We start from the raw sequence: 17,516 nt of genomic DNA, 5'->3' as shown, positions 1-17,516 counted from the left end.
TTGACATCCTCCCCGCCCTAAAGAACGGGGATTCCTACTGCGGTTAGTTTATCGCTAACTCGCTTCGGTGGGTTTCTGTTGCTGACGGCATTACTGCACCGTTCACTTCGCAGACGCTTCGGGTATGTCCTACCCTGAATATATTTAATGCCCCAACTAAATCGGCATTTTCTTTGTAACCACAGCTAACACACTCAAAATTAGCTTGAGTTTTACGATTTTCTTTAGCTACGTGGGAACAACATGGACAAGTTTGACTTGTATACTTTGGATCAACGCTATACACAAATCCACCATGCCAGTAGCTTTTATACTCAAGTTGTCGTCTAAATTCATACCAAGACTGATCTAATATGGATTTATTTAATCCTGATTTAGCTTTGACATTTTTACCCTGTTGTTCTTGATTACCTTTGGTAGATTTTGACATATTACTTACCTTTAAATCTTCTATGTATATCATGGCGTGGTTTTGGCTGATTTCATTTGAGATTTTGTGTAAGTAGTCTTTTCTAGCATTGGCTATCTGGTGATGTAATTTTGATACTTTACGTTTGGATTTCAGCCAGTTTTGGCTGAATTTTTTCTTATGGCTTAGTTGCTGTTGTAATTTTCTTAATTTTAATTGATTTTGTTTAAATATGTTTAATGGTTTAAAGTAAATGCCATTACTTAACGTGGCAAAACGACTAATACCCATATCAATACCAATTTCGGTATTAGATTGATGTATTGGCTCTGCTTGTTCATATTCTGTTTGAATCGACACAAACCATTTACCACAATTCAAACTTACTGTGACATTTTTAATTGTGCCGACAATTAGCTGGCTTTTTCGGTAACGAATATAGCCGATTTTAGGAATAAATATACGCTTATTATTTTCATCTAGCTTTGTACCCTGCGGGAAACGTATACTTTCTTTAATTCCTTTTTTCTTAAATTTCGGAAAGTCCGATTGTTTGCGAAAAAAATTACGATAGGCACTTTCTAAATCTTTTAATGATTGTTGTAATACTTGGCTATGGCAGGTCTTTAACCAGTCATATTCTTTCTTCCAAGTAGGGAGTAAATTAGCAATTTTAGTATAACTGAACTTGATTGAATTATCTTGTTCGTATTGAACTTTTTGCCATGCTAAAGCCTGATTAAAAACAAAACGAGAACATCCGCAAAACTGTTTAAGTTTACGGATATGCCCACCATTTGGAATTAATTCAAATTTAAAGGCTTTGCGTATTATCATGCATCTATTATACTATTGGTCTATGAATATACAAGATGAAATTAGACACGGTAGGCACTGTGTATTTAAAATACATGCTCATTTGGTGTTTGTTACAAAATACCGAAGAACTGTATTTACTAAAAACATGATTGATGACTTAAAGTCCATACATCCTGGCCCTGAACAACGAGGTTTTACGGCTTAACGGATAAAACTGAAAAATAAGAAATAGAGGTACTTATTATGTGGTTACTTTTTTTACTCGGTTTGTCTATGTTCATTTTCACTTTATGGTGTATTAAAGTAGCTAAACCAACGAAAAAAAATTAGTATTTACTCATAAGCCTATTAACATGTTAATAGGCTTTTCTACAAAGAGGTTAAAATGGAGCAAGGATCAATATCGTTTATTTTTGTTACAGAAAAAAAAAGATTTATTCGATGGAGAAAAAAAGCAAAAAACAACAATATGACGTTAGAGAACTGGATTATTAAAAAGTTAAATTCTGATGTGAAAGTTGTTTATAAAAAAGTAAAATTACAAAAAGATATTCCAAAAGACGAACAATGGTTTATAAGGTTATCAATGAAACCTGAAATCAAAGGATACTGGGTTTATTGCTCACGGTCAGATGAAAAAAAGCTTGTAGAATGGATAACTTGTAAATTAGATTCTTGACATCCTCTCTGCTCTAAAGAACGGAGATTCCTAATACGGTTAGTTTATAACTAATTTTGTTAGAAACATCATAGAAAGCTATCTTTATTACTAGTATTTTGTATTGTACACTACAATTAATTAAAGAAGAGGGAACTCTAATAATGATTAAACCATCAATTGTTGCATACAAAGAACTACAGCAAGCATACGATTTTTTCAATGAACATTTATTCAATAATGAATTACCCAATCTTCTGATTACGTTACAACGGGGTAAGTACACTTTCGGATATTTTTCTCCTGAACGATTCACTGGTAAATCGACCGTTTCAGAACTAGCACTAAACCCAGACTACTTTGGAGAACGTTCATTAGTAGACACGCTGTCAACATTAGCACATGAAATGTGTCATGTTTGGCAACATTATGCACAAGTCAAAAAATGCCGACGTGGCTATCACGATCGAATATGGGGTAAGAAAATGGAGGCGATAGGATTGATGCCGTCACATAACGGAATGATGGGCGGGAAAAAAACAGGTCAGCAAATGACACACTACATCATGAAAGATGGATTATTTCAGCAAGTTGTTTACAATTTACTTAAGAGTGGCTTTGAAATATCCTGGTACGATAAATATTCGGAAAGTATAGTTGCACCAGTTTCAAAAGTGAATTATGACATATTAATTGATTGGCTTAACATTACGCCAGTCGACAATATCGAGCTAGTAAAAAAACTTACAAAAACCGTTAACAGTAATTCAATTAAAATGGTGGGCAATGATGATTTATTAGTAAAACCGATCTTGAGAGGAACAGGCACAAGAGATAAATTTACATGCCCTGAGTGCGGACTAAATGCGTGGGCAAAACCCACAGCAAATTTGAACTGTGGTGATTGTAATAAAAGAATGGAAAATATAAAATTTAGTTAACCAAAAAATCATCTAATGATTTCCCTTGTTCGAGTTGTTTTGATAGCCACCTCGGTATTTTCCCCCGACCAGACCATGTTAACTGATTGTTGTTTTCATCTATATATTGATATTTTATTGTTGGCTCTTTTCTTATTTTTAATGCTTTTAAATCATTTGGCTTTAGACCGATTGATAGCATATAGTCACTGACTTTTTTTAATTTATCTTGTATTTGTTCTTCTTCAATTAAACGCAATTTCTCAATTTCTTTTATTTTTTTCTTAACATCATTGAAACGATCAATCAGTTTTTCACAATAAGATGAGCCATATTTCTTAAACAAACGAGTTATATTTTTTTTGTTAGCTAAAAATTTATGTACTTCGTTTAATTCCATTATTTTTCTCCTATTTAAATTTAAATTTGACTGTATTATCAACTTTTTTAATTTTTTCAAATGTGGCTGTAACTCTCGAAGAACAATAATTTTGATTGAAATTGAAACACTCAGGTACTAATACAATATTGGTGGTATTTCGAGAAAGCTTAATAAAAGTTTGTATACGTTGAATTAATTCAAGCTTCCCGTGTAATGTTATTTTATCTGCGTGATCTAACAAATAATTTATTTTTATTAAATCGCTTGTCGTTGACTGTATAGTATTTTTATCAATATAAATTGATTCAGTTACACACCAATTTCCGTTATCTTTTGTGTTTTTTATTGTTCCAACCGTTTTCTCAACAGAAATTTTGTTAACAGCAACATCTTTCCCCCTTGGGAATGGGACAGGTTCAGGCGGAGAAGAACACCCACTTAGTGGTAATAATAAAGTTAAACTTAAATATAAATATATAAATCGCATAATCTTTCCTTTAGTTAAAAAATATCATCATCAATCGCCTTTAACTCTGGCAATTGAATCGCTAGTTCATTATTTTGTACTGCTTTTTTATAATCATCCTGTGACGGATTCCCTTTGGCATTTCGTAAAGTCGATGAAACTAATTTAAATTTTTCAATTAAAAATGGAGTAGAGAAATAATTTGCTTTCTTACATTTGATTTTAATGTTGTTACATAAAATAATTTCTTCATCCATTTTTAAATCCATGATTTCTTGCGGTAAAATCAATGCTTTTGCTACTGTATTTTCACTGCGTGAGTTATTTTTAACTCCGAAAGAACGACTATACGATTTTGTAGTAATGTTGCCGATTCGCTTCGAAATTTCCTCGGCAACTTTAGTTTCTTTAGGGCGATAAAAAATATTACAAGTATGATTTTGTAGTAGTGTTGATCCACCGTTTTCTCCATAGCCAAGAGGTTTATCATTTTTTATCTGTGAATCCGCTTGATAAATAATTAAACTACGCAAATCATAGCCAGCAATAAAACTCACTGAAACTTCATATTTTTCCATGTAACCGATTGATGTAAATTCATCCATTCCAAGCAAGCACGGATGCTTTAATTCTGGATTTTGGTCGGGTAGCCCTTGAGCAATATTTGTATCAATTAATTGAGTAAAAAAGAGATTTATTATTGGTCTTGCACTAACTAGATCTTCAGGATTAATTACGAGATAAATAGTCATTTTTTTTCGTCGTAAATCTCTAAAATCAAAGTCATTTTGACTGGTTGAATTTTTGATAACTCGATTTTGAAACGGTTTTAATGCTGTTTCGTACGCAGTTTTAACACCAGCAAATTGCTTCTCAGCTTCTTTTTGTGAGAAGAATGATAAAAATAGATTGTAAACAGTATCTGGCAACCAGCCGAGTAGATATGCCGTTTCTGTTGCTAGCTCTAATGAAATTTTTTCTTTTTGACCATTTCTTATAATATTAATACCATTTAATGCACCACCCAAATTGGTTAGTGTATAATCATCCCCTAAATAACCGTTGTGATAGAAAACACCAAATAAATACGTAATGGCAATAAAAATCGACTTCCCCTCTCCCACAAAGAAATCATTATCTTTTGATATATAAAATGAGTTAGCTATATTTTGAATTTGTAGTTCAACCTTTGGATCATTAAAATCTAAATAAAATAGGGGATTATAACGATGAGTGTGTTCAGAAAACGGATTAAACAAGAAAACATCCTGTCCAAGGATATCTCGTCTATATTTTGATGTATAATCAAAACATTCTTGTTTAATATCTAATACAACCAGGCTATCTTCCCAACACATCAAATTCGGGATAACAATACCTGTTCCTTTTCCACTTCGGGTTGGTGCACCTAGCGAGCAAAACTCTTGCCCTCCAAAAAACAACGGTTTTTCATTATATAAACCAACTAGGATGCCTTTTTCTTCCATCAATTTTTGGCTTTTTATTTCATTTATCGTGCTCCATTTTGCCGTTCCGTGTAGCTCTCGTTCTTTTCTCTGTTTTTGAGCTATTACTAATAGACCTGCTAATAATAATAATACTATCAACATTATAAATAGTGCCACCAATACCGCTAAAATAGTTGTTTTTACTTCACCTTCCATGAATGCCAAATACGGTGTTTTTAAACTAAAATAATCGTACGCCGAATGAATTAACTGAAAAATACGTTTAATTTTCTTTCCGTGTAATGCAACATCAGGCATATATATAAATGTTAAAATTACACTTGTTAAACAATATGCTATAAATAAGCCAAAACTAAAAATGATAGAGATAAATACTTTTTGTCCAGCATTTAATTTTTTAAAAAATTTAATCATTTTTGTAATCTTTCCAAAAAATAGTCGTAATACGCCGTTTACCGTTAATGTTTCCAATGTGGATCACAATATCGACCGTATCACGGATAATCTCTTTTGTTGTATCGTACGGAATTTTGCTACCCGTTGGATTTTGTAATGACATCATCGTTAATCGAGTAATAACCTGCTCATAACTACCTGCATGTAATGATGTTAAGCTTCCTCCGTGACCGCTTGAGATTACATTAATGTAGTCAAATGCTTCACCGCTTCGAAGTTCTGCCAGTAAAATACGATCGGGCTTCATACGTAAACACGATTTCAGTAACACTGATGGATTAATAACAGACTGATTTTCAGATGAATACAGTAGATTAACCATGTTGTCATGAATAGTTGATGTTATTTCTCGTACATCCTCGATAGTAATAATTCGTTGATCCGCAGGAATTGAATAAATTAATGATTTCATGAACGTAGTTTTACCGCTTCCCGTTGCCCCAGCTATGACAATGTTTTTCGTTCCGCACGCAACTGCTAAAGAAAAAAATGCTTTATATTGCTTTTCAGATAACAGTTTCTGTAATTCACTATCAACAGGATCTACATACTCACCTAGAACAATGTCATCAAAAAAACCTTGATTACTGAAATCATCAAGAGTAATTGTAAATTGAGACGGCTTTCTAATTGTGATTGAATACTGGCTTTTGTCGCAAGCAGGGGGAATAACAACTTGTAAACGTTCGCCATCGGGCAGATCGGCACTCATAATCGGATGGTTTTCATTCAAAATATTATTTGAATATGTTGCCGATGCATTAACGAAAAAATTTAAGTTATCTTTTGTAATTCTTTCATTTTCTTCTTTAGTGCCGATCTGCCAGCCCGATTTAGTTTCATAACGAATTTGACCAATTTTATTAATGACAATTTCGGTAATATCATGACGAGTTAACAAATCACCAAATAAGTTATTTATGTGAGAACGTAATGCTCGAGCATCTTTTTTGACGATAACTTTATCTTTATTCATTTATTGATCTCTTTTGTTTAATGAATAAACACTAGAAAAATCAATATCACGAGCAACAAAGATACCAACTTTATCTCCCTGATTTTTATAAAGAGTGGGCTTTATATCTCCCATCTGTTCGAGCACAGTTTTCGCTAGTTCTTCGCTGTTTTCTTGCGTGTTTTCGATATAATTACGATTATCTGACTTTGCAAGTCTTGATGATAATGCTGAACTACTATCCGTTATCATACTGAGCAAAATTGCATTGCCGAATCGTTTCCAGAAATGTTGATCCGTCCAACCAGTTAAGCCATTTGCTCCCAGTTCATCTGTTGAACCGCTGTTAACATCGACATTAATATTATTCGGAGTTCTTATCTCTTGCCAAATGACAAATATCTGATCACTGCCATGACTAACTGCTCCTGTTTTATAAACACCAACCGCCTTTGAACCTTTTTCAATTAATGTTACATTTCCATTTTTTGACAGGACATTTTCAGCAATCGTACAACTAATTTGACCACCTACATTGCTAATTAACTTTTGTCTTAGCACGCAAGGAATATACGTACCTTGTTCAAGTAAAAGATTGGGATTATAACGGCTTTTTCTTGCTGTATTAGCTTTGAATGCTGAACTTGAAAACATGTCGTTTTGTGAGCCAATTTTATTGCCATCACTAATTGATTGATTATCTGTCTGACTTGCTGTTGTTGAATTTTGCCCGTTTTTAACAACCATTGAACCTGATGACTTACTAAATTTAACTGTATTTGAATTTTCTGTTTTATTACCAATAAACCCAATCTCTTCATTTTCATCATCATTTTTATTGACAATAGCAGGAACAGGGTTATTAAATTTTTTAGGAGGCGGTAACGTAAAACTTTTCTTTTCATCAACATTTTTAGAAACTTCTTTTGCAACAGTTTCTTTGTTGTCTGTTTTATATCTCACATAAACTAATTTATAGAATGCAAAAGCTAAAAAGAAAATAACAAGTAATGCAAAAACTAATTTCAAAAAACGTTGATTTTTTTTATAGCTTTTATCTCCAGCAATGGCAATGTTTGGTTGAGATGGTTCTTTATTCTCAGTCATAGATAAAAATCCTATTTAATATTTATTATTTATTATTTAATATTTCTGATAATATCTTTATTACTTGTTACTTGATTATTTTGAACTGATTTACCAAAGCTTTTATTTACAATACCGACAACTTCATCACCACTCCTGAGAATAAAGCGACTAGCTGTTTTATGAACAACTATGATGGTATATTTTTCAGTGTTTTTAACACTTGTATTACTCATCATTTCCTGTTTGCCCTGATAGTAAAAAATAGCGGGGATTGTTTTTTCAGATGTAAAACCAATAAACGTACGAACACCATCGTCGTAAGTGAAATCGGGAGTAATAGATTCACTATCTTTACCAACTAACATTGTGTAATTCCAATTCTTTGGTTGTGTAAACTGCTCTAATGAATCATTAGCCAATTTTTCTTGTTCGAGTGCTTTTTGTTCTTTTAATAATGCTTGTTTTTTATTTCTTTCGTCTGTTGGATACGTAAAATTAACTAAGTAAGAGTTATCATCAGAATCAACCAGCTTTAAATCAAACGTATAAATGCGTTTATTCGTCGTAACAATGAGATTTGTATCCCATTCAGCACTGTTTGGCTCAATAATCGTATCTTCGTATTTATACGCCATGGGTTTTAAAAAAATCTTATTGTTATTGTCCGTAGTCTCCCAACCTAAATTGAAACCAATAACAACATCAACAATAACTTCATCTTGAGAAAAATTAATCGCTGTCACATGCCCCACTTTTGCATTAATTTGCGTGACGTTGTAACCGTTATACGCTAAATATTGCATACGCTTATCAAATTTAGATGAAGTGGGTTTTTGAACTGCATTACAAACACCAGCACCAGCTAATATCAGTAATAAAAGTAGGAAATGTTTCATTAAATATTTTCCTCGATGATTTGATAACTCGTGACAGAAAAACCAAGGGGATTTTCAAGACGATATGATAATTTTAACTTTTGAGCTGGTTCATACTCATATGACAGTTTTATAATAAAGTTTCGTTGATAAACTTCATTTTTCTCAGTAGTATATGTTTTAACAATACGGGCTGTAGCCATCTTTATATCTACATTATTAATGTCTTCTAATATAATTGAATTGACCTTGACAGAAATTGTTCCCGTTTTCATCACTTGGTCTGGACTATCATCTCTATTCATTTGAGCCAGATATTCATTTTTTACGTTTTCACTACTGTATAACTGTGTTTCAATATATGTATTTTGAATAGTTTGATATGTGTAGCTTTCTCTTGTTTGAATGTATGAATTTACAAAATACTTATCTAAGGCTTCGTTTGCGTGTAATTGCTCAGGATCAACAACTGTAATTACATCAGGGATACCTGTTTTTTCATTCACTTGAATAACGTAAGGAGTCACTTCTTTTAACGGCAAAATTATTGCTAAAATTATCCAGGATAGAATTAATAAAAAAATAGCCACACCTGTTATCAACCAAGCTCTTTTTTCTGAACGTTTGAACATATACTCTCGATCGTTCTCATATGAAATACACTTACTGAAACCGTCATTAGACGGCTTATTATCATCTTTTATTTTTTCAAACATGGTACTTCCTTTTTAGAATGTATTTTTATTACCTAGTTCTTTTTCTAATTCATGCAAATTTTTATTAATTGCGACCTCTTTTGAGCTTTCAAAGCTTTTATCCCAGCTAGAGGAAACTGGAGCTTGATTACTACATGCAACTAAATAGATTGAAAATATGCTGATGAAAAAAATTTTTAACATAAGAAATCCTTATTTTTTGGACATTGCATTAGAAATTGAGTTAGCTAATGATTGATTTTGAGATGCTTGTGCTTTGCGTTGTTTATAGCTATTAATTTTATTTTCAATGATGTTGCTAGACATTGATTGATTCATTCTGTCTACGCTAACTTGAGATAATGCCATTGAAATTTGACCAGCTAATTTTACTCCAGCTATAGTTATAGATCCTGAAATCATGTACATTAAACATGAAACGAAAACTTCTGCTCCCGAATGTTTAACCACCCAATCATTCGTATATTGAGCTATTGCAAATCCAACTTTTGAAAATACAGATAAAAATAGGACAAAAAGACAACAACCGATAACAGCTTGTAACCACATTGAGAACATATTTTTAAACCACCCCCAGAGGTAACAAAATAAGAAAATTGGAAAAACAGCTAACAGTGCTATTAGTGAAACTTCTGAAACTATTATGCCGATCGCATAACTTACAACACCCAAACAAAGGGGTAACATAAAGAGCGCTTGCACAATCCAGAATAGAGTACCAGTTATACCGCTAGCTTTATCCCAGCTTTCTACATATAGATCAACAACATTAGCAATTTTTGAATCAATCCCACCATAAGCATTTTCTGAATTCGCATCACCGACAAGAAAACCTCTTATTCCGTGAATTGCATCATTTACATAAGTAACATACGTTCCCATATTACTAAGAATACCTATGACTATTGCGAATCTAGCTAAATTCCAGACAAAATCAGGCATGGGGTCTTGTATTTTTCCGGCTAAAACCATATAGCCATAAAACATTACATATATAGTAATCCCCAGACTAGAGACATCTAGTAGACCTTCAACCCATCCTTTTTGCACTAATTCAATACTTTCATTGACAACGGAATTAATATCATTACCCATGTCATTAAAAAATGTAATTTTCATTTTTTTAATTCCATCTTCCTGTATTAGAAGGTTTATTTAATCTCATTTTCTCTTTCATGATATTTTCTTGTTGCATTTCAATTAACGCTTTTTGTTGTAGCTGTTGTTGTACTTGTATATCCATTTTCAATTTGTCAGCTTGTAATAGAGCTAGTTGTGTGTTCATTGCATTATTTAAATCTAGGCTTTCTTTCTGATCTTTAGATTGAGCCATTTTTTTTGCAATCTTATTAATTGTTTTTACTCGCTCATCAATAGCTTTGAGATTATTATCAGCTTGCTGTTGACGCAGTGTCATAAGAACGATTTGACCCTCACAATTTTTTCGTTCTTTCTCAACAAAAGAATTCGTTGAATTCTGTTCTGATGGGCATAAATTATCTAAACCGTAACTTTTATAGATTTTTTTTAAGTCAGGATTTAAACTATCAAACCCCAATTCCAGTATTTTCTTCGGATTATTTATCCACTTCTGTAAGTCTTGAGCGTTTTTAAAATAAGATGAGCTCTCTTTTACTAAATCGGCAATATCTCGTACACCTGTTTGCGCCGCTAACGTATCTCTTTGTGTTTTTAACTGATCCTTATATTGTTTAACGGTTTCAGTCCACCTTTTAGCTTGTTCTGCTGCTTCAAGTTGTAATTGAGCAATTGATGCAACATCAACAGTCGGAATTCCACCTGCAAACACAGATGATGAATATAAAGCTATTAAAATTAATATTTTTTTCATTTTTATTTCCTTACGAATTAAACACATTGTTGTTTGAACAGAGGTAACCAATTTTTAGGATCATCTCCGACTTGCTCGATCAATGAATGAACTAAATTTACATTTTCCATTGATGCAGATAGGATCTTTAAGTTCTCTCGCCCCAGACCCGACAAATCAATTTTTGCAACAACGGTATTTCCTCGTGTGTCGCCATCATTTTCATTTCCATTACCTTTTTTTATCAATAATTGGCGACTGTCATCTGCAAGTTTTTTAATGATTTCATACTCTTTTAGTGAGACTTGAAAATGCTTTGTGTATTCATTAACATCAGCTTTCGAATTCGGTAAAAAAAAGAATGTTTCGACTTGTTCGATAATGGCTCTTGCAATATCACTTTTAATTATTTCGTCTGGAGATTGAGTTGCAAAAACTAAAAAACTATTTCTTTTGCGGAATGTTTTCAAACCGTCGTAAATAAACTTTTTAAAGAAAGTTCCGCCCGAAAGCCATTTCCAGAATTCATCCATAAATATCGGCAATCTGCGACCATCTGTAATTTGTTCAATTCGATGTAAAATATAAAATGTGATGGGAGCAACAATATTTTTATTATCTAAAATCTCAGTACCATCAAAGCCGTAAATTGAGTGTGTATCAAAATTAATATAATCTTGTTCATTATCAAAAACCCACGAATACGCTCCATCTCCAGCCCAAATTGATAACCGTCTACTCAAATCATTATCATTGCTAATATCAGATTGAATATTTTCAAGCAGAAGTGACATTCCGTGATATCGATTAGCTTTTTCTTCACTCATTACCGCATTAACTGCAATGCTAATTTGTTCTTTCTCTCTAACTGATAACAATTCACCATTCATTGTTGCCAGCATTGCAATTAATTCATTTAAAAAAGTTATATTTTCAGCAGTTTTATCAATCATAAACGGATTGAATCCTGTTTGATGACCATCTTTTAATGAAAAATATTTACCACCGAGCGCCCTAATATTGATTTCAGCCCCGTAATCTTTATCAAAATAGATTGCAGTGAATTTACGATTAACGGCGTTATATGGAAATGAATCATAAGATTCATATTGTGTTAACTGGTTTAATAGAAAAGATAATGTCATTGTTTTACCAGTTCCGCTTTTACCAACCATCAAAGAGTGACCTAAGTTCATCTCACCAAAATCATTTCGACCGATTTTTGTTTGATGAAAATTAAAATAAAATGGCTGATTAGCAGTAGTTTTTAGTAATGTTACGGCATTCCCCCAAGAATTATTTTTTTGCTTGCCAACTGGGTTATTATGTAACGAATTGAGCCCTAAAAAGTTAAGACTTGTAATATCACTTACTTTATGACGAAATTTAAAATTAGACGGTAACTGCCCAAAATAGGCTTCATCAGGAGCTAACCAGTTTACTGTAACAACAAAACCGAGGTCGTTAACTGTCGTAATAAAATTATTGACGGCTTGATTAACCTCATCTTCATTATTACCAAAAAGCAAAGCTGAAAAATGATGCTCTCCCATAATTAGTTCACCTGCTACTAGCTTCTCTTTTGCTAATTCTAATTCTGCTAACTGTGATATAGCATCATCTTCTGTTGATGTAAGCTGTTTTATTTGCCTATCGATGTTTTTCTTACCAACATTTTTTGGTAAAACAGAAAATGATTGTGTAATGATGTAACGGCAAGAGAAATTAATTAATTCATCTAAAAAGCCTGCTTCTGTATATGCTGTCCAGTCTTTTATTTCTATTGATTTTACGTACATTTGTTTAGTTGGTGTTGTAATTTTTAAAACACCACTAGCACAAACACTAACTTCATTATTGCCCAGATAATTATAAATAGGCGTATCCAGAACACGAATACGCTGATATTGTAATGATAGAATATAATTGAAAAATTCTAACTGTTGAGAATATTTAATATCTTCAATTAAATAACATGATAATTTATAAATACTAAATTTAGCTAATGCGCTTTCTACCCGTCCGCAAATATCTTTAAATGTATCAATTCGTTTCTCTAACTCTAACTTACGTTCTGCTGGTTTAGCCATTTTTCTATTTAAAGATTCTGTACGAGTTTTTTTAAAAACAAGAGTGACAAAAAGTTTATTTTCCATAAACTCAGTATCTTTAAATGATGAAATGTATTTTTGATTAATTTCATTTGCAAAATCATTATTAAAAACAGGGTCAAGATTGTATTTTGTAAAGTCTTTAATATTGTGAAAATAGAACGCTACATTTTCTAATCCGAGTGATATTAATAATGTATTTAATGAATATTTATAGTAATCAATGTTTTCATCTTCTCTTGTTTCAAACGATATACCATCAACGACCCACGTTGACAGCAAGTAACCATTTTTATCGATAACAATATCATTGGTAAGCTGGGTTGAGTAAGGTATTAGTTCGCTAAATGGAATCGATTTTTCATTATCTAACATAGTTATTTTTTCCTTGTTATTTTTTCCTTTTAATCGAATCTGTGAGTAATCAACAGAAGAAAAAAAGTATGCTCTAATCCGTTTTTTAAATGATTTATTTCTTATTTTTCTTACAAATAAATGACGTTTAGTTCCTATAACTTGGAACATTTTTTCATCAATTTTTGTCAGAATCTTTAGAATCAAATAAGCAGGTAACAATAACGCTAAGAGAATAAAATTAAACCACACCGAAATTAAAAAAATGAATCCCCCCACGATTACTAACGGATAAATCGGGATACCCATTAGCATCGGTGGTCTAGTTAAAGCTTTGTAAAGGATATCTCGATTTAAACTCATTTTTTATCCCACAAGCATAGATGCTATTTGAGATGCCGCACCGATAAAAACACCCCCGCCCAAAATTTTTGCGCCTTCCATCATAGGGTCACCTTTAAATAGAACTTTGTAACCTGCCCACATTATTGATATAGTTACTGTCACAACTGCAATAGCAGATAATGTGTCTGATACAAGTTGCATCGTTGTATTAACTTTTGAAAGACCTCCTCCGGCAGCAAAAGAAGAGCTAGAAAAAAGCAATAGTGATAATAATGTATTAATTTTTTTCATAATTTCCCTTTATTCAAAACTTTGTTTTTAAATTGGTTGAAATGCTTTTTATTTGTTGATTTTTAGTAATTGAAAATTTCTTTAATTGTCTATTATTCCTCCTCTCATTTTTGATATAACTGTCATTTTTTATATTAGGAACAAGTGGTTTTTTATCGAAATTATTAATAATGCGTTCTAAATATGAATTGCCTGATTTTTCAGTTACAAAACCGGACTTATAATTACCACTGTAATAACAGCTTAATGCCTCAGATACTGATTTATTCGGAGACTGTTCATAGCAATTTTTTAAAATATCTTGAGAGACAGTAAGATTTAAACAAGGATCAAGTAATTCTTCTCCCGTTACTCCATACTTTTCGAAATTAGCTTTATTGATTTGCCCTAACCCAACTGAGTAGTTAATATCCTTTCTATCAAACTCTTTAATTATCTGAATAGCCTCATCTTTGGTTTTAGGTTGAGAAGTCAAACCCGTACCACCAACAACAGCTATAGCATAAGGATTAAAATCGCTTTCAGTTGCAATTAACGAGTTAAGAGTATCTTGATGAACCAACGGAGCACAAACGAGGAACAACATATTCAACGCATTCATAAAAAAAACAAAAAAATTTATTATTGTTGACCGCGGAGCGGAAGTCATTAACGTTGAGTAAGCCTATTTTTCAATTGTGTAGTAATTGTGAATTAGTGTTGTAAAGCTGTTGATAGCGTGCTATCAATGGCTTTTCAATACGTTTGCGTAGCAAAATTCACAGTTAATGCACACGAGAAAACTAGAAAATATTAATGACGTAACGTTCCAAATTTACTAACAATTTTATTAATCATACTCGGATCAGCACTTGGACATTGACCAAGAAATCCGCCTCTTGCATTTGACGTTCTACCGCCATTAAATTTGCCATGTTTTTTTGAAACAATACTAAAAAATTTTTTTACAGGGCTTGAACACTCTGATGGATTTTCACCTTTTACTTTACCAGCCATGCATAAAAAAACAGTACAAGGATCATCTTTATTTATTGATGGTTCTTTTAAAAGTTCATTTGCAAAAGATTGGCTAGAAAAACAATAAAGAGTTAATAAAAATAAACAGCTTTTTGAAAAAATTTTCATAAAAATTACCTATTCTATACGGTAATTTTGAGTTTACCCAAAAAAATAATTGAATTCAATTATTTTTTTGATTAAAAATTGACTTTTTCCCTATTTTCTTTAATCATTTTTTTACACATTGTTAATGTGCATTTGCACATTATTGATATTTCCTCTTCAATAATTTTTTCTTGTCTTGTTACATCATGATTTATTTATAATATTCTTTATTCTACTTATTCTATATTTGCCTCTTTTAAAATTCTCCATTTTTTCAGCTTCATCGATATTAGGATTACGATTTTTAAAAGTAATAACTTCACGTTCGTTATTAAAAATGACTTCATAATCAGGTAAATTATTTTCTTTAGACAACTTTTTAATAGAACGCTTAAATTCAGCTTTACTTGCCGTGCTACCCGTTTTTAAGTGCAACTTTTGCAGTGAAATTTCACAATCATATTGATTACCGCAATGCTTGCGAGCTATTTCATAAATACGTCTATCTATTGCTTTACGAATACGAAAATAATCTATGCTAATTTTTAATATTTGCTTTTTTTTCAATGCTTCAAATAACCAGTTTGGCAAAACAACTTCAACCATCCCGATATCAAGTTTCCCTTTCTTTTCTTCCAGTATTCGCCAACTGTCAATTAATCCAAATTCAATTGTTTCTTGTTTACTTTCACTATATTTAATATTAGTTTTAATTCTAGTTCCTGATAAACGACTTAATGTTTTTTCTAATTCTTTATAAGATCTTCCCCCTTTGTCCCTATTGGTAGTAATAAAAAAATCATAAGGAGTAAAATAAATTTTTCGATCAACTGTTTCACCATTATTAATGGCTTGTTGTAATTTTGATATTGCATAAATCCAAATATCTTTATCAAAGATAGTCGCTATTCCATCGGCGGTTGGTTTAATTGTTACCGTTGTTTTACCGTTCTTGTATTCCCTGACACGAGTGTCTCCAGCTTTTAAAGCAAAAAACGGATGCTCCATGCTGGCAATTTCATCTCGAATTGTTGATATTTCTACTTCATCAGCTAAAAACAATTCGATTTGCTGATGTTTTTTAGGTTTTAAGGTTGTCAAATTGCTTTTCCTTGATTTTTGGGTAAGATCTTTCATAGCTGTTAGTCCTAGGTCGCATAGGGTTAATAGTTAGGGTTAAAAAGGTACTGCCAATACTTTTTTAACCCGATTCTTTATTTTAACATTTTGATTTTATTAAATTCGGGATTTACACATAAAAAAAATATCGTGTTTCACACATAAAAAGAAATATACATCGGGATTTACACATAATCAATCTTTATTTTTGTTGATAACTCAAAAAACATTCGGGATTTACACATAAAACATTCGGGATTTACACATAAAATATCGGGATTTACACATAAAATATCGGGATTTACACATAACGCAATTTCCTGAAAGCATTGCAAACAAAGGGTTGAAAGCACTTTTAAAATCTCTATAACTTATATAACTATATATAACTAAGATCTTTAACCCGATTTTTGCTCAAACTTTTGTGGATAACTAAATATAACTTAATGGAGAAAGATAAAATATTATCGGTGAGTTTTCTCATGTGCATTAACTGTGAATTTTGCTACGCAAACGTATTGAAAAGCCATTGATAGCACGCTATCAACAGCTTTACAACACTAATTCACAATTACTACACAATCGAAAAATAGGCGTCGGCAACGTTAATGGCTTCCGCTCCGCTTTCAATCAATAATAAATTTTTTTTGTTTTTTAAGGACAACACATAACACATGGAGTTAATTAAATAATGGTTTGTAACGCAATATATCGCAAAATAAGCCGTTTTTTTCATAGTTAATACTAAGTGGTTGCGGGTTAATGAAAAAACTTAAAATAAGTGCAGTACAGTGCGATTTTAAGCTATAGTTCAATCTGGTCTTTCCATTTTTTGTTTTTAACTTCCTTAGTTTTCGTTATCTCTTTTTCAATGTAACTTGTTATTTTACTAACCGCTTTGTTAGCATCACGAAGTGCAATACTTAAATCCTCTTTTTCCAGCTTTCCCGCTTTTCTGAATCGCTAATTTCATATTGCTGTAAGTATTAATATCATTAGAAACAGGAGTTAACATTTTTCTATTAAATTCTTTAAAAACAGAATAGGACTTGTGTTTTTCCAACATCAGCTTGACATCCTCCCCGCCCTAAAGAACGGGGATTCCTACTGCGGTTAGTTTATCGCTAACTCGCTTCGGTGGGTTTCT

General features: G+C 32.0%; 19 protein-coding genes and 1 pseudogene. 3 read left to right on the top strand and 17 right to left on the bottom strand.

The genetic code is table 11. The features are described from left to right. Positions 1–43: 43 nt before the first annotated feature. Entirely contained in the window at positions 44–1,246 is a 1,203-nt protein-coding gene (locus ACGH49_RS10545; RefSeq protein ID WP_411589325.1) for an RNA-guided endonuclease InsQ/TnpB family protein, read from the bottom strand. A gap of 22 nt (positions 1,247–1,268) precedes the next feature. On the opposite strand from ACGH49_RS10545, the pseudogene ACGH49_RS10540 reads away from it, so the two are divergent. The 3 genes and pseudogenes from ACGH49_RS10540 to ACGH49_RS10530 all read left to right on the top strand — a co-directional run. Continuing rightward, positions 1,269–1,397 (top strand): annotated as a pseudogene (locus tag ACGH49_RS10540) (transposase); the annotation flags it as partial. A 216-nt stretch (positions 1,398–1,613) separates the two neighbouring features. Next, the gene (locus ACGH49_RS10535; RefSeq protein WP_411589324.1) at positions 1,614–1,907 is read left to right on the top strand and encodes a hypothetical protein; all 294 of its coding nucleotides are present in this window, start codon (positions 1,614–1,616) and stop codon (positions 1,905–1,907) included. Between the two features lie 143 nt (positions 1,908–2,050). Continuing rightward, positions 2,051–2,827, top strand: coding sequence for a SprT-like domain-containing protein (locus ACGH49_RS10530; RefSeq protein ID WP_411589326.1), 777 nt, complete (start codon positions 2,051–2,053; stop codon positions 2,825–2,827). Here ACGH49_RS10530 and ACGH49_RS10525 read toward each other — a convergent pair. From ACGH49_RS10525 to ACGH49_RS10450, 16 genes are all read right to left on the bottom strand, one after another. Next, positions 2,820–3,206, bottom strand: coding sequence for an H-NS family nucleoid-associated regulatory protein (locus ACGH49_RS10525; RefSeq protein ID WP_411589322.1), 387 nt, complete (start codon positions 3,204–3,206; stop codon positions 2,820–2,822). The two genes, ACGH49_RS10530 and ACGH49_RS10525, sit on opposite strands and share 8 nt — an antisense overlap. A gap of 10 nt (positions 3,207–3,216) precedes the next feature. Continuing rightward, positions 3,217–3,675: a hypothetical protein gene (locus tag ACGH49_RS10520; RefSeq protein ID WP_411589321.1), complete on the bottom strand. Its 459-nt coding sequence runs from the start codon at positions 3,673–3,675 to the stop codon at positions 3,217–3,219. Between the two features lie 14 nt (positions 3,676–3,689). Then, on the bottom strand, positions 3,690–5,537 hold the full coding sequence (locus ACGH49_RS10515; RefSeq protein WP_411589319.1) for a type IV secretory system conjugative DNA transfer family protein: 1,848 nt from the start codon (positions 5,535–5,537) through the stop codon (positions 3,690–3,692). Beyond that, on the bottom strand, positions 5,530–6,555 hold the full coding sequence (gene virB11, locus ACGH49_RS10510; RefSeq protein WP_065608612.1) for a P-type DNA transfer ATPase VirB11: 1,026 nt from the start codon (positions 6,553–6,555) through the stop codon (positions 5,530–5,532). Before virB11 ends, ACGH49_RS10515 begins: the two co-directional genes overlap by 8 nt. Beyond that, on the bottom strand, positions 6,556–7,641 hold the full coding sequence (virB10, locus tag ACGH49_RS10505) for a type IV secretion system protein VirB10 (RefSeq protein ID WP_411589318.1): 1,086 nt from the start codon (positions 7,639–7,641) through the stop codon (positions 6,556–6,558). Between the two features lie 32 nt (positions 7,642–7,673). Further along, positions 7,674–8,519: a P-type conjugative transfer protein VirB9 gene (gene virB9 / locus ACGH49_RS10500; RefSeq protein ID WP_065608614.1), complete on the bottom strand. Its 846-nt coding sequence runs from the start codon at positions 8,517–8,519 to the stop codon at positions 7,674–7,676. Further along, complete coding sequence (locus ACGH49_RS10495; RefSeq protein ID WP_065608615.1) at positions 8,519–9,214, bottom strand: virB8 family protein; 696 nt, start codon at positions 9,212–9,214, stop codon at positions 8,519–8,521. Before ACGH49_RS10495 ends, virB9 begins: the two co-directional genes overlap by 1 nt. A gap of 12 nt (positions 9,215–9,226) precedes the next feature. Further along, positions 9,227–9,397: a hypothetical protein gene (locus ACGH49_RS10490; protein WP_176701723.1), complete on the bottom strand. Its 171-nt coding sequence runs from the start codon at positions 9,395–9,397 to the stop codon at positions 9,227–9,229. Between the two features lie 9 nt (positions 9,398–9,406). Continuing rightward, positions 9,407–10,333, bottom strand: coding sequence for a type IV secretion system protein (locus tag ACGH49_RS10485; RefSeq protein ID WP_411589317.1), 927 nt, complete (start codon positions 10,331–10,333; stop codon positions 9,407–9,409). Between the two features lie 4 nt (positions 10,334–10,337). After that, positions 10,338–11,066 carry a type IV secretion system protein gene (locus ACGH49_RS10480; RefSeq protein WP_411589316.1) on the bottom strand — a complete coding sequence of 243 codons (729 nt, stop codon included), beginning with the start codon at positions 11,064–11,066 and terminating at the stop codon, positions 10,338–10,340. A 17-nt stretch (positions 11,067–11,083) separates the two neighbouring features. Further along, on the bottom strand, positions 11,084–13,873 hold the full coding sequence (locus tag ACGH49_RS10475; RefSeq protein ID WP_411589315.1) for a VirB4 family type IV secretion/conjugal transfer ATPase: 2,790 nt from the start codon (positions 13,871–13,873) through the stop codon (positions 11,084–11,086). A 3-nt stretch (positions 13,874–13,876) separates the two neighbouring features. Further along, the gene (locus ACGH49_RS10470; protein WP_411589314.1) at positions 13,877–14,146 is read right to left on the bottom strand and encodes a TrbC/VirB2 family protein; all 270 of its coding nucleotides are present in this window, start codon (positions 14,144–14,146) and stop codon (positions 13,877–13,879) included. A gap of 13 nt (positions 14,147–14,159) precedes the next feature. Then, positions 14,160–14,708, bottom strand: coding sequence for a lytic transglycosylase domain-containing protein (locus tag ACGH49_RS10465; protein ID WP_411589313.1), 549 nt, complete (start codon positions 14,706–14,708; stop codon positions 14,160–14,162). A gap of 230 nt (positions 14,709–14,938) precedes the next feature. Further along, positions 14,939–15,271 (bottom strand): TrbM/KikA/MpfK family conjugal transfer protein, encoded by a 333-nt coding sequence (locus ACGH49_RS10460; RefSeq protein ID WP_411589312.1) that lies wholly within the window; start codon positions 15,269–15,271, stop codon positions 14,939–14,941. Positions 15,272–15,454: 183 nt separating this feature from the next. Continuing rightward, complete coding sequence (locus ACGH49_RS10455; RefSeq protein WP_411589311.1) at positions 15,455–16,387, bottom strand: replication initiator protein A; 933 nt, start codon at positions 16,385–16,387, stop codon at positions 15,455–15,457. A gap of 889 nt (positions 16,388–17,276) precedes the next feature. Continuing rightward, positions 17,277–17,435 (bottom strand): hypothetical protein, encoded by a 159-nt coding sequence (locus ACGH49_RS10450; protein ID WP_411589310.1) that lies wholly within the window; start codon positions 17,433–17,435, stop codon positions 17,277–17,279. Between the last annotated feature and the right edge of the window lie 81 nt (positions 17,436–17,516).

The organism is Gilliamella sp. BG7 (assembly GCF_046635565.1).
GTDB classification, from domain to species: Bacteria; Pseudomonadota; Gammaproteobacteria; order Enterobacterales; family Orbaceae; genus Gilliamella; species Gilliamella apicola_P.
This window is presented reverse-complemented; position numbering and strand designations above follow the sequence as displayed.

Bases quoted from the DNA above. Each gene is read 5' to 3' on its own strand.
- ACGH49_RS10525 (WP_411589322.1), bottom strand. From the start codon at position 3,206: ATGGAATTAAACGAAGTACATAAATTTTTAGCTAACAAAAAAAATATA.
- virB9 (WP_065608614.1), bottom strand. From the start codon at position 8,519: ATGAAACATTTCCTACTTTTATTACTGATATTAGCTGGTGCTGGTGTT.
- ACGH49_RS10490 (WP_176701723.1), bottom strand. From the start codon at position 9,397: ATGTTAAAAATTTTTTTCATCAGCATATTTTCAATCTATTTAGTTGCA.
- virB10 (WP_411589318.1), bottom strand. From the start codon at position 7,641: ATGACTGAGAATAAAGAACCATCTCAACCAAACATTGCCATTGCTGGA.
- ACGH49_RS10460 (WP_411589312.1), bottom strand. From the start codon at position 15,271: ATGAAAATTTTTTCAAAAAGCTGTTTATTTTTATTAACTCTTTATTGT.
- virB11 (WP_065608612.1), bottom strand. From the start codon at position 6,555: ATGAATAAAGATAAAGTTATCGTCAAAAAAGATGCTCGAGCATTACGT.
- ACGH49_RS10470 (WP_411589314.1), bottom strand. From the start codon at position 14,146: ATGAAAAAAATTAATACATTATTATCACTATTGCTTTTTTCTAGCTCT.
- ACGH49_RS10455 (WP_411589311.1), bottom strand. From the start codon at position 16,387: ATGAAAGATCTTACCCAAAAATCAAGGAAAAGCAATTTGACAACCTTA.
- ACGH49_RS10495 (WP_065608615.1), bottom strand. From the start codon at position 9,214: ATGTTTGAAAAAATAAAAGATGATAATAAGCCGTCTAATGACGGTTTC.
- ACGH49_RS10530 (WP_411589326.1), top strand. From the start codon at position 2,051: ATGATTAAACCATCAATTGTTGCATACAAAGAACTACAGCAAGCATAC.
- ACGH49_RS10520 (WP_411589321.1), bottom strand. From the start codon at position 3,675: ATGCGATTTATATATTTATATTTAAGTTTAACTTTATTATTACCACTA.
- ACGH49_RS10515 (WP_411589319.1), bottom strand. From the start codon at position 5,537: ATGATTAAATTTTTTAAAAAATTAAATGCTGGACAAAAAGTATTTATC.
- ACGH49_RS10480 (WP_411589316.1), bottom strand. From the start codon at position 11,066: ATGAAAAAAATATTAATTTTAATAGCTTTATATTCATCATCTGTGTTT.
- ACGH49_RS10475 (WP_411589315.1), bottom strand. From the start codon at position 13,873: ATGAGTTTAAATCGAGATATCCTTTACAAAGCTTTAACTAGACCACCG.
- ACGH49_RS10535 (WP_411589324.1), top strand. From the start codon at position 1,614: ATGGAGCAAGGATCAATATCGTTTATTTTTGTTACAGAAAAAAAAAGA.
- ACGH49_RS10485 (WP_411589317.1), bottom strand. From the start codon at position 10,333: ATGAAAATTACATTTTTTAATGACATGGGTAATGATATTAATTCCGTT.
- ACGH49_RS10545 (WP_411589325.1), bottom strand. From the start codon at position 1,246: ATGATAATACGCAAAGCCTTTAAATTTGAATTAATTCCAAATGGTGGG.
- ACGH49_RS10450 (WP_411589310.1), bottom strand. From the start codon at position 17,435: ATGTTGGAAAAACACAAGTCCTATTCTGTTTTTAAAGAATTTAATAGA.